This window comes from Kordia sp. (assembly GCF_045105435.1).
GTDB lineage: Bacteria > Bacteroidota > Bacteroidia > Flavobacteriales > Flavobacteriaceae > Kordia.
The window spans coordinates 1-11,143 of the sequence record NZ_JBGCDL010000351.1; the positions used below are offsets into that span (position 1 = coordinate 1).

11 protein-coding genes and 1 pseudogene are annotated in these 11,143 nt (G+C 31.8%); 4 read left to right on the plus strand and 8 right to left on the minus strand.

Annotated elements, in window-relative coordinates:
- Both AB8B65_RS17865 and AB8B65_RS17870 read left to right on the plus strand, forming a co-directional pair.
- The coding region (locus tag AB8B65_RS17865) for a phosphohydrolase (RefSeq protein ID WP_405302648.1) at nt 1–366 on the plus strand (366 nt) is incomplete at its 5' end.
- A gap of 92 nt (nt 367–458) precedes the next feature.
- A complete protein-coding gene (locus AB8B65_RS17870; RefSeq protein WP_405302650.1) occupies nt 459–701 on the plus strand; it encodes a hypothetical protein in 243 nt (80 codons plus the stop codon).
- A gap of 318 nt (nt 702–1,019) precedes the next feature.
- Here AB8B65_RS17870 and AB8B65_RS17875 read toward each other — a convergent pair whose 3' ends face one another.
- The 6 genes from AB8B65_RS17875 to AB8B65_RS17900 form a co-directional block, all read right to left on the minus strand.
- On the minus strand, nt 1,020–1,625 hold the full coding sequence (locus AB8B65_RS17875) for a hypothetical protein (RefSeq protein WP_405302651.1): 606 nt from the start codon (nt 1,623–1,625) through the stop codon (nt 1,020–1,022).
- The gene (locus tag AB8B65_RS17880) at nt 1,625–1,855 is read right to left on the minus strand and encodes a hypothetical protein (RefSeq protein WP_405302652.1); all 231 of its coding nucleotides are present in this window, start codon (nt 1,853–1,855) and stop codon (nt 1,625–1,627) included. Before AB8B65_RS17880 ends, AB8B65_RS17875 begins: the two co-directional genes overlap by 1 nt.
- 12 nt (nt 1,856–1,867) lie before the next feature.
- Nucleotides 1,868–3,037 carry a class I SAM-dependent RNA methyltransferase gene (locus tag AB8B65_RS17885; RefSeq protein WP_405302659.1) on the minus strand — a complete coding sequence of 390 codons (1,170 nt, stop codon included), beginning with the start codon at nt 3,035–3,037 and terminating at the stop codon, nt 1,868–1,870.
- A 132-nt stretch (nt 3,038–3,169) separates the two neighbouring features.
- Nucleotides 3,170–5,839: a carboxypeptidase-like regulatory domain-containing protein gene (locus AB8B65_RS17890; protein ID WP_405302653.1), complete on the minus strand. Its 2,670-nt coding sequence runs from the start codon at nt 5,837–5,839 to the stop codon at nt 3,170–3,172.
- A gap of 9 nt (nt 5,840–5,848) precedes the next feature.
- A complete protein-coding gene (locus tag AB8B65_RS17895) occupies nt 5,849–6,637 on the minus strand; it encodes a GLPGLI family protein (protein WP_405302654.1) in 789 nt (262 codons plus the stop codon).
- Nucleotides 6,638–6,707: 70 nt separating this feature from the next.
- A complete protein-coding gene (locus AB8B65_RS17900) occupies nt 6,708–6,989 on the minus strand; it encodes a hypothetical protein (RefSeq protein ID WP_405302655.1) in 282 nt (93 codons plus the stop codon).
- Between the two features lie 992 nt (nt 6,990–7,981).
- Here AB8B65_RS17900 and AB8B65_RS17905 point away from each other — a divergent pair.
- The gene (locus tag AB8B65_RS17905; RefSeq protein WP_405302656.1) at nt 7,982–8,398 is read left to right on the plus strand and encodes a hypothetical protein; all 417 of its coding nucleotides are present in this window, start codon (nt 7,982–7,984) and stop codon (nt 8,396–8,398) included.
- A 71-nt stretch (nt 8,399–8,469) separates the two neighbouring features.
- Here the strand turns inward: AB8B65_RS17905 and AB8B65_RS17910 are convergent, their stop codons facing one another.
- Nucleotides 8,470–10,197 carry a M28 family peptidase gene (locus AB8B65_RS17910; RefSeq protein WP_405302657.1) on the minus strand — a complete coding sequence of 576 codons (1,728 nt, stop codon included), beginning with the start codon at nt 10,195–10,197 and terminating at the stop codon, nt 8,470–8,472.
- 261 nt (nt 10,198–10,458) lie between these two features.
- Between AB8B65_RS17910 and AB8B65_RS17915 the strand changes: the two genes are divergently transcribed.
- Nucleotides 10,459–10,713: a hypothetical protein gene (locus AB8B65_RS17915; RefSeq protein WP_405302658.1), complete on the plus strand. Its 255-nt coding sequence runs from the start codon at nt 10,459–10,461 to the stop codon at nt 10,711–10,713.
- Nucleotides 10,714–10,793: 80 nt separating this feature from the next.
- Here the strand turns inward: AB8B65_RS17915 and AB8B65_RS17920 are convergent.
- Nucleotides 10,794–11,143: pseudogene (locus tag AB8B65_RS17920) on the minus strand (hypothetical protein); the annotation flags it as partial.

Genomic DNA, 11,143 nt, shown 5'->3' on the forward strand with positions numbered 1-11,143 from the left:
GCGCAACATAATGTGTTGGCTGGTTGTTGGGTTCATGATGTTATTGAAGATGCTCGTGAGACTTACAACGATGTCAAAAACGCATTGAATGAAGACATTGCCGAGCTTGCCTATGCATTAACAAACGACAAAGGTCGTACACGGAAAGAACGTGCTGGTGACAACTATTATGAAGGCATCCGAAATACGCCGTACGCTACTTTTATTAAATTATGCGATCGTATTGCGAATGTTACACATTCTAAAAATACTGGCAGTAGAATGTTTGCAATGTATGGTAAAGAAAATGCCGCGTTTGTTGAAAAACTCTATGATGAAAAATATGTAGAAGTGATTCAGTATTTGGAAGGTTTACTAAAAGAATAATATTCCGAAATCTCTTTATCAATGTTTTTATTTATGAAATTATGCTTTCAATGAGATTTTAAAATTTTGTGCATTTGAGTAAATAATTTATTATGGACTTACAATCGAGAAAAATAAAATTTGTACAAGAGTTTCTGAAAGTACAAAGTGAGGAAGTTATCTCTCGACTAGAAAGTGTTTTAAAAATAAATCAAAATTATCCTGATCAAGAAGATTTTAAACCGATGTCTGTTGAAGAATTTAATGCTAGAATTGATACTTCAATGGAAGATTTTAAAAATGGTAAATTGACAGAAGCGAGTGTATTAAAATCTAGTATTGACAAATGGAGTTAACGATTTATTGGACAGGTTTTTCAAAAAAAGAACTTCTAGGAATCTTCAATTATTAGAATAAAAAAGTTAGCTGTAAAATTGCAAAGAAACTTGTAAATGGAATTTATAACGAATTTTTAAAGTTAAAAAAACAACCAAAAATAGGTCAAATTGAAGAACTATTAAAAGGCAGAAACTAGGATTTTAGGCACTTATTTTTTAAAAATTATAAAATTATTTATTGGTTTAATAAAGAAAAAAAATGGATTGAAATCATAGATGTTTTTGATACACGACAGAATCCACCAAAGATTAAAAGAAGTCAATAAAATTAAACGCTTAAAACTCCTCAACTGCTACCATAGTAACTTTAATCGCCGTGATTTTAGGGTTTTTCTTTTCGATGGTGATGGTTTTTGCAGCAATATCAATCGATTTTAAGGTAACTGCGCCAGGTAAGTTATTATAATATGTAGTTGGTAAAATGAGCCCTTTTTCGGCAGAAGGATACACATATATATACTTTTTTTGTGTTTTTACATCGTAAATAAACAGCTTGTTTCTAGCTAAAATATTGGTGTCTGAAATTACCTGCACATGATCTGTATTTACTTCCGAAGCAATTATATACGTGCCATTTTCATCTTTGAAAGCATCAATTAAATAAGAAAATTTCGAATCAAATTTTGTAGGATCTAACACTTTTTTTTGTTCGTAATAGACACTATTGTCTTTGATAGAAATTTCATAGTTTTCCTCAAATGCATTCGATAACTTGCTTACGCGTCGTAGCGACGAATTATCATAAATATACATTGAAAAGAATCCATAAGCTGCTTGTGTCGCCACTACTTTAGTTGTGGATACCGAAACTTCATCTTTAGCAGTATTTAGTCCTAAAAAAGAAAAAACACAAACGACTACAACTAAAAATTTATTCATCATTAAAGTTCTTTAACATTCTTACTAAATATCGTTTTCATGAACATTTTTTCTTTGCCATCTTCCGCTACAACAAGGAATTTAGGCGCTAAAACACTTGCAATTACTGCTGAAATTAAAGACAGCCAAAACATATCGCCTTTTATGATGGCACCTATAGTGAAGCGAAATGCTAAAAAGAGAATTGCAAATGCTATTAAATTGAAAACTAGTGCTTTTGTTTTTGGTGTCATGTGTCAGTATTTTTAATCTTCTTTGTGTTGGTGTTTGGCTTTTTTACTTCCTGCATACATTTCGTACTTCACCAATCGCGATTCTAGTTTTCCGTTGAATACTTTTATTTTTCGCGATGGACGCAAACCAACAAATTTTAAGGCTTCTAAGTTTGACGTAATAAACCAAGCATTGGTGTTTGAATATCCTTGTTTTAAGGTATCGCCAATATCTGCATAAAACTCTTCCATGTCAATATGCAAACGCTCTCCGTATGGCGGATTGAATAGAATGTGCAGCTTTTCATCGCCTTCTTTTTTTGTTTCAAAAAAGTTATCGCGACGAATTTTAATGTAATCCTCCAAATTGGCGTTTTTTACATTGTCTTTTGCTTTTTGCACTGCCGATGGCGCTTTGTCATATCCGTAGATATTATGGTGGAATTCACGAATTTTTCGCAAGGATGATTCTTCTATCTTTTCAAACAAATCCACATCCCAATCTTGCCATTTTTCAAAACCAAATTCTTTTCGGTTGATGTTTGCCGGAATGTTACACGCAATCATTGCTGCTTCAATTGCCAAGGTTCCACTTCCACACATTGGATCTAACAAATCAGATTGTCCGTCCCAACCGGAAAGCATTACCAAACCAGCCGCCAATACTTCATTGATTGGCGCAATATTGGTTGCCGTTTTGTATCCACGTTTGTGCAATGAACCACCCGAACTGTCTAACGAAATAGAACAATCGTTGTTTTGAATGTGTACGTGAATGCGCAATGTCGGAAATTTTAAATCTACATTTGGACGTTTGCCTTCTGTATTTCTGAATTTATCCGCAATGGCATCTTTCGTTTTTAAAGCGATAAATTGTGAATGTGTAAATTGCTCAGAAGCAACCGTAGCATCAATCATAAACGTATCCGTGTGCTTTAGGTATTTATCCCAATGCATACTGTATACTTGATCGTATAAATCTTGTTCGTTTTTAATTTTAAAATATCGAATTGGTTTCAGGATTTTAATAGCTGTACGCAAGCATAAGTTAGCTTTATACATAAACCCTTTGTCGCCTCTAAACGTAACATTACGTGTTCCTTTACGGATGTCTTGCGCACCTAACTTTTTAAGTTCGTCTTCCAATAAGTCTTCAAAACCATGTAACGTTTTGGCAACCATTTTAAAATTATCGTGTCCCATTTGCTTGTAATCTGACTGCAAAAGTACGTTAATTTAAAAGCTTATAAAATTTGTGTCATAAAAGGTTACTTATTTTTTGCACAAAATATTGTCAGCATCACTTTTAACAAAACTATTTTCTGGGTTTATACCTTAAAATCTGTATTCTACCTTTAACAGTAAATACCTTGGCAACAATCTATATTCGGTTGTAGAGTTTCCTATATCACTGATTGTAAAGTTTCTAAATGTATTGGTGTTAAATAAGTTTTTTCCGGAAAGCATTAAGGTTAATTTATTTTCTTTGATTGTATATCTAGCATCTAAATCTAAAAAATAATATGTGTTATCTGTTTTTAAGTTTCCAAAAAAGTAACGTTCCGATTGAAAGTCAAAATTTAGCTTATCGTTAATTGTAAACGTCAAATCTAAGAAGCTTACATTGTCCGTAAACTCACTCGTAACTCCTGTTTCAATTTTGTTTGCGAGCCATTTACTACCAATATTGAAATCGAAAAAGCTATCAAAAGCACTTCTGAATTCGACACCATAATTATAGTTTGTTGAGAAAACTTCTCTCAATTCTGAGTTGTTTACCACATTTTTGTATTCAGATTTAGTGGAGCCAAAGTTTAGTTTTATGTTGCTTGCTAATTTCTTTATAAAGAAATCTAAAGATGTATTTACCGTAAATAATTCTCTATCTTTTATGACAATCGCTTTTGCTTGTGTGTAGTTTTGATTGATTAGTGTGTTGGTTGAAAAGAAATCGTGATTTTTGGTGTATGTTATTATAGTACTTGCAAAAAAGCGGTCACTCCAATTACCGAGTTGATAATTAAATAAAAGAGCCGAAGCATTTAATTGATTGAAACTTCCTGTACCACTATTAAAGTTTCTGAAACCATTAAGAATAAAGTTATTATATACGTTTATCACTTCAGCATTGGTAGTATTGTGCGCGTAGGAAGTACGAATGCGGTTTTTGTTATTTATTTTCCAGTCTAAACCTAAACTTGGATTTATAAAAAAGGGTTGTTGTGTGATTTTCTCATTACTTTGTTCTAATGAATTGAATAGTTGATGCAACTCTAAATCTCCTATGAGTTTTATATTTTTGTATGTATACTGATATTTAAATTTTCCATATAAATCATTGACAGTGTAGTTTAATTGATTTTGATAATCAGCAGGATTGTCTATAAAATTCGCATCTTCTAGGAGTGAAAATTGACTCCTCAAAACATCTCTTCTAAAAGCATTACCAACTCTGAATTCTAATAAGTTTTTATTTTCTTTTCTTTCTAATATATGCGCTTCAATACCTGCAAAAGACATTTTTTGATCTAGTTGTTGCCTAACATTGTTTGCATTTGTATTTGGAAATAAATCTTCAAATAAAAACTGATTTACAGTATATTTTTTATCTGATGTTTCTTTGATAAAACGACCTGTTAGTAAGAATACTTTATTGTCTTTGAATTTATTTGAATAGCTTATTTTTTGATCAAATAGTTCTACCGGATTGTCTAAGTTTTCAATGGTAGATTGCGTATTAAATACCAAATCGGATGCGCCTGTAAACGTAGCATTTTGATATTTGGTTGTCGCTTCAATCATTTTCGTTTTAGACAAATCATAAATTAAATCTACCTTACCAAAGCCAATGCGTTTTTTGTTTTGAAGTTGATACTCTTCTGTATTGGTAAAGTCTAAATTGTTAATAGAAACATTATCCGTTCTATTTCTATAAAAATCTAATTCATCCCAATTAAAGAAGCCTAATGTTTTTATTTTTATTTTTTTTGTTGGATTAAATATAGCGTTTAACGATGCCATTTCTGCATTGTTGAAGGTTGTTCTACTACGTTTAAAATTTGGTGGATTTGCAGATAAGTCAATTAAAGACATAATACTTTTGTCATCACCTATACTTGCGGGTTGATTGAAACGTCTTGGACGAATTAAATGATTAATATCTCCAGTAGCATTGTAACCTGTATTATTAAGATTGGTAAGAAAGTAATATTTATTCTTTTTACCAAAGTTCATTAAATTACCTTTGGCATAGTAACGATTTTCATCGAGTAAAACATTATAGCCTAAAGTTACATTTCCAAACCAAACACGTTTTGCATCATCACTGAGTTTGAGGTTTAAGGCAACTCGCTCACTTTCTTCAATACCTTTTAGCAAACGATTGTTAGAATAGTTTTGTAATAGCTCTACTTTTTCAATAGGCCTTACTGGCATATTTTTGGTGAGTATTTTGTAACCACGTTCAAAAAAGTCGTCACCTTCAATCATTACTTTTTCCACTTCTTGGTTTCCTACTTTTATAGTACCATCAGCTTCAACTGTAAGTCCTGGTATTTTTTTGAGCAAGTCTTCTACGACTTCTTCGTTACCTTGCAAAAAAGATTTTACATTAAAAACAATGGTGTCTTTTTTTTGTATGATATCGCGTTCTGCTGTTAAGATTACTTCGTTTAAGGAAATAACTTCATCTTTTAAAGAAACATTGATTTCAACAGTTTTTGTGATATCTGAAATTGTAACAGTTTGCTCTTGTTTGGTATAGCCTAAAGACGAAAAGCTCACAAAAAAAGCGCCTTTAGTCTTTGGGTTTACAGTATAAAAACCATTGGCGTCTGTACGTCCGTATGACACAAAACTACTATCAATTTGTTTTTTTAAAACTACTGCTACAAATTCTATAGGTTTTTTGTTTTTATCTATTACTTTACCTTGTATTTGAGCAACACTGTTAAAGCTAACAAGTAAGAGTAGAAATAAGAATAAGATATTGGTGCTTTTCTTCATTTATGGTTTCTATTTCTCCCATTCATATTTAACCTCTTTTCTATACATTCTTGATTTACTTTTTGAATTGTTTGGGTTTTTTCTGAGTTTGTTTCTCATGTTTCTTGGCAATTTAGACCTCATTCTTTGCAATACATGATCGTCATAGTTATCACTAAAGTCAACTAATTCTTTGAGTGTCTTGCTTTCTTCTGCTGTTGGAGGATTAAAGTGGTATTCACAATCACAAGGATATTTGATACTTGTAACTTTCATTTGAAACATTTTAGTATCGTCTGATGCTTCTATGATTAGCCCAGGAAGTCCAAATAATTTCCATGGACCATACGGCAGTGGAATTTCCTCTGTAAACCAAGCTGTGTACGTTCTACCTCGAAACTCACCAATTGCTTTTTGACATTTATATTTACCAATAACTTTGGTATCATTTTCAATTTGCCAATTTATAGACTTCCATGTATCATCAACAGTAAAATCAGAAAACAAACTACTTTTAGGGAATCGTAATTTAATAGACTTTTGTTTAAAGTTTCGATACACTTGCTGTCCTTGTTTGTCGCCATAATCAAACTTTATTGCAACGCCTCCATTTTTTTCTTGTACACCTGAATTCTTTGTTTTTCCTGTACTATGAATAAAAACAGAAGTACTATCATTAAAATATAAATTGGCTACTTTATATCCGTTATTGATGTTTTTTGAAGGAAATTTAACTTCATAGCTTATCAAGCCTGTTTTAGACTGACTATTCGCTATAGTGTAAGCCAATAAACTAATTATAATAATTATATTTTTCATCTATATATAAAATTTATAAACAGCTAGCGTCAAAAAATGACACCAGCTGTTTTTTTTTGTACTTGTAAGTTTAGAAGAATATTGCGAGTAGCACATCTAAAATGTCTCCCATTGTAGTTGAATCATCACAATCCATCCAAAAGCTACCGCTTCCGCCCCAGTCTCCAGTTCCTCCGTCATCGAAATATACTGGAAAACCACATAAATCGTTGCTATCAACTGTAGTATTGTCAATGTTTATTACATTTTCAATTGTAACATCGTCAAATGAAGTTTCAGTTTCAGTGTTAGTGTTAGCGATAGCTAAAGTTCCGATTAGCATAAAAGCTAAAGCAAAAAATACATTTTTCATGGTTTTAAAATTTTAAGTGCACCGTTTAAGTCTTGTGCGGTTGGTTTTTCGACTTGTTTTGATTTTCATTTATCTACCTTTTTGAAGAGTCAATTTACATTTTTGTTTTTAATTTCGTAAGTCGAATAGTCATAAAATTGTTCTTTTATAGTAATCAAATGATTATCAATGCGTTTATGTAGGATATTATATATATCTATAATATTATATGTAACGTTTTAAAATGCTTGCTTAAAGTGTGTAATTTTTACTTTTTAGCTGCTTTATCTTTTCAGTATATTTTTACGAATTAGCATCTTTATATCGTTGTTTCTAATTGCTACTGTATTATTTGAAAATACTTTTTAGCGTGTTAATGGTATGCTTTGTGGAGGTTACTTTAATTGATACTGAACTTAAATCGTTTATGATTTGATTACTTAAATCTATAAAAAACGAAAAAGACAAACTAATTTTAGAACTCTAAATTTATAAATCCTAAGTAGTAAACAATTTACGCTAAACGCCCATTTTACTTGAAGAAGTAAAGAATTTACCCGCAATTACTTTATCATTTTAAAATGTGTATTTCTTTATTCTATTTTTTTCTAAAAACAACTAAATACTCACGTTTTTTTTAGTAATAAATAGTCCGAAAACTGATTCAATTTCATTTTTAAAGCCTTCTGAATTTGTACACTCAAAAAAAAGATCTCATAAATTTTATATACTATTAGTTCACTTTAGGCATTAAATTTTATCGAATTTTTTATATTGTACTTTGTTGCCAATTATACCCAACACAATTACTATAGCATGAAACGTACCACAATACTTCTATTTGTACTTCTGTTTATTCATCAGTATACTTTCGCACAAAGCAAAACAGCAAAACATCTTTAAAATTATATAGAGAATTACGCAATGAATTGCTGAATGTGATTTATGATGTGGTGTTGAAGTGATGATTTTTAAACGCATGAAACAACAATTTTTGAAAAAAAATTATGGATATGTTTAACTTTTTAAAAAAGAAAACGGAAGGTGTTAAGGAAGAGTTTCTGATTAATAACCAAAACTTCTCTTTTGATTTTGAAAATATAGTAGTTAAGATTGAAGGAAATATACTTGTAGATCTGAGCTTAAAAGCAAGTGAAAGTGTATTCGCTGAATTGTGTGAAAATGATGATTTTGAATTTGGTTATGGATTATATGCTCCTGAATTTTATGCGAGAAATATAAACTTAGGATCTAAAAAGCAAGTTTCTATTAACGAAAAAAATATAGATACTTATGAAACCGCTTTGTATTTTATGGAACATAATGATGTTATTGTCAATATAAATATTTTTGACAATTGGATTTTGATTACAGGATCAACTATTATTAGTGATAAAGAATATCCGTTAGTTATAAAAAAGAAAATGTAACGTCATTTTACCCAAAAGCAAACTTTTACATACAAACTCGAACAAAAATTACCTAAACAAACTATTTTTTATTAATTCTTCAATTGCTGAATTAATAAATTAGTGACTTCACGCAGTTGTGCTTGTGCTTCGGAAATTTCAGTATCAAGTGCAGTACTAGTTGCTGGTATTAAGTCCTTGACAGAAGCCAACGCGTCCATATACCAATTGTGCCAAGCAGTTAGTATTTCGGCTTCGTTCTTAAAAAGTTTACCATTTGTGATTTCCGTTTTACTAATTTCAAATTCATCACGAAGTCTTTTTTCTGCTTTTTTTAGAATGGTTTCTATGATTTGTTTTCCTGTTGTATCGTCTGCATTTACAAGCGTATATGCACTGACCAAAGCGCCAATTCCCACATTTTTTAGTGTTTCTTGTGACACCATTTCTATTCTATCATTATCTGTATGATAAAATTGATCAGTAAAATGCCAAAGTAATACTCCTGGAATGTCTGCCTTTAAAAATGGTGTATGATCACTTCCACCTTCAAACGGATTGGTGTTTACTTCCCAATTTGCGAACTTTCCTTGATTTTTAAAGACTTCAATAATAAAATCATTTAGGTAATGAGGTTTCATTTGTTCTAGCGAAAGCACACTTCCGCCCCATTCGGTATGTTTGTCGTTTCCTCTTGTCCAAACTGCGCTAGGATCTGGCATTTTTTCAATTAAGAACGATCCGCCAGTTAAGGAAGTATTTTCGCCAACCATGTCCAAGCTAATTCCCCAATTGATATTCGCGCTGCGTTTTTCTTTTTCTGAAATATAACGTCTTGTTGAAATTATTTCATCGCCCCAAAGAAAAGTCAGCGTACGTTTTACATTTAATTTTTTTGACTTTATGAGCTTTGCAGATACGGCTGCCATTTCTAATTGAACGCCCACTCCAGAAGCATTATCATTAGCGCCAGGTTCTTGTACGTGCGCACTGAACACGAAACTTTCTGTTGGTTTTTCCGTTCCTTTTATGTTTGCTACAATTGTTAAATCTTCAGAAGGATATATTTTCGTTTTTATAGAAACGTTCAATTTCACTTTTCCTTTTTGAAGTTTTTCTTTGAGCTTTTCTTTGGCTTCGTACGACAGCGCAATTCCCCAGGTTTTTATTTTTTTGTTGTACGGAAGTCCTCTAAATTGAATAGAAGTTTTGTTTTTTTCTGGCTGTAAATATGAAGGATTGTCATACGTTAGCAAACCAATAGCGCCACCTTTTGCTATGGCACTTCGGTACAAACCCCATAAACCCATTTCTGCAAAAACAATTTTCCCTTTTACATTGGTCTTTTTTACATCTTTTGCGTTTTTTATATGTACCACTTCTGCAACAACTCCTTCTGGTGGTGTTGATACGGAGTTTATGTACACCATGTTTCTATTCGTTGAAAAATCTAATAATTTTTGATCGTCACCAACTATGGAAAGACTTGCAGCTACAGGTTCCCAAGTGTCCTTTTTCATTTTCCTTTTTTCAATTCTGTATGTTAGGACTTCATTTGGAGCAGCTTTGGATTCTAATACATATCCCGCTTTTTCAAGTCCTTCAGCAATTCTATAAATACTTGCATTATAGCCTGAATTTCCAACAACGCGCCAATGTTTCTCTACAAAAGCGGTAGTTTCGTAGGCTAAATCTCCTGTGAAGTTTTGTCTAACCAATGCAAAGTATTGAGCTGTTGTTTGCGAATTATTAACTGTATTAGTACTCGTGAAAAATGTAATAAGTAAAATGAATGATGGTAGGATGAATTTTAATTTCATAGTATTTTTTACTTCAAATTAGAGGTAATGTATTGTTTGTAAGCGCATTTATATAGTTCGCCTAATTTAGTAAAAGAAAACGTAATAGACATATTACTTGGTATACTTCATAAAATAGTTTTTCAAAACTAAAACATATAATCTTCCCTTTCATTAACAGTCTTATCACCAAAGCAATAAGGGTGATTTTCCTCCTGTGTATTTTTCTTACATAGATTATTTTTGTGTCAATCATTTATAAACCACTAAAGAAAAAAAGTTATGCCACATTATGCACAAGGAACCACAACATGGACACAGTTAAAAGGATATCAAGCAGTTTGGGATCCGAAAATTGATTTAGGGAAGTTTTATTTTACTACGTTTCAAGGAAATCGTGAAGAAACACCATTTATGAACGCAGAAAATTTTGCACGTGTTATTGATATATTAAGAAACGAAACGCCCGTTTATGGAAATTCATCAACAGGTTCTGTAACGACACAAAATGAGCAAGTAGGAGAAGAAGAAAGCTAGAATTTCAATTCTATAAAGCAAATAAGATAGTTTGGACATACGTCTAAACTATCTCATCTTTTTTTAAGCATGATTGAATTTTAATCAAATTCAATTAAGTAATACAATGCATCTGATGCAGGAATATCATTCCATTCTCCTGGCACGCCTAATCCGCCAACTGGCTGCGGCCATACATTTAACCCAATTCCTAAAGCGTCTTGGTTTCCAGCAAAATTATCTGGTTCAGTTCCCCAATTGTTATATAATCCGCCCACAGCATTTCCGTTAGCGTCACCTTGCCAAAATTGTGTTGTGTCTGCGTCGTTGTTTCCATTCCAAACCCAAACACCTTCTGCTGTAATATCATTTGCGCCTAAAAATACATACGAAGCCGCACCACCACTGTTTGATACGGTATTACTTAATGTAATGCCAGCATTGTTCATAA

Excerpts from the sequence above, each read along its gene's own strand:
- AB8B65_RS17870 (WP_405302650.1), top strand. The coding sequence starts at position 459 with ATGGACTTACAATCGAGAAAAATAAAATTTGTACAAGAGTTTCTGAAA.
- AB8B65_RS17875 (WP_405302651.1), bottom strand. The coding sequence starts at position 1,625 with ATGATGAATAAATTTTTAGTTGTAGTCGTTTGTGTTTTTTCTTTTTTA.
- AB8B65_RS17880 (WP_405302652.1), bottom strand. The coding sequence starts at position 1,855 with ATGACACCAAAAACAAAAGCACTAGTTTTCAATTTAATAGCATTTGCA.
- AB8B65_RS17885 (WP_405302659.1), bottom strand. The coding sequence starts at position 3,037 with ATGGGACACGATAATTTTAAAATGGTTGCCAAAACGTTACATGGTTTT.
- AB8B65_RS17890 (WP_405302653.1), bottom strand. The coding sequence starts at position 5,839 with ATGAAGAAAAGCACCAATATCTTATTCTTATTTCTACTCTTACTTGTT.
- AB8B65_RS17895 (WP_405302654.1), bottom strand. The coding sequence starts at position 6,637 with ATGAAAAATATAATTATTATAATTAGTTTATTGGCTTACACTATAGCG.
- AB8B65_RS17900 (WP_405302655.1), bottom strand. The coding sequence starts at position 6,989 with ATGAAAAATGTATTTTTTGCTTTAGCTTTTATGCTAATCGGAACTTTA.
- AB8B65_RS17905 (WP_405302656.1), top strand. The coding sequence starts at position 7,982 with ATGTTTAACTTTTTAAAAAAGAAAACGGAAGGTGTTAAGGAAGAGTTT.
- AB8B65_RS17910 (WP_405302657.1), bottom strand. The coding sequence starts at position 10,197 with ATGAAATTAAAATTCATCCTACCATCATTCATTTTACTTATTACATTT.
- AB8B65_RS17915 (WP_405302658.1), top strand. The coding sequence starts at position 10,459 with ATGCCACATTATGCACAAGGAACCACAACATGGACACAGTTAAAAGGA.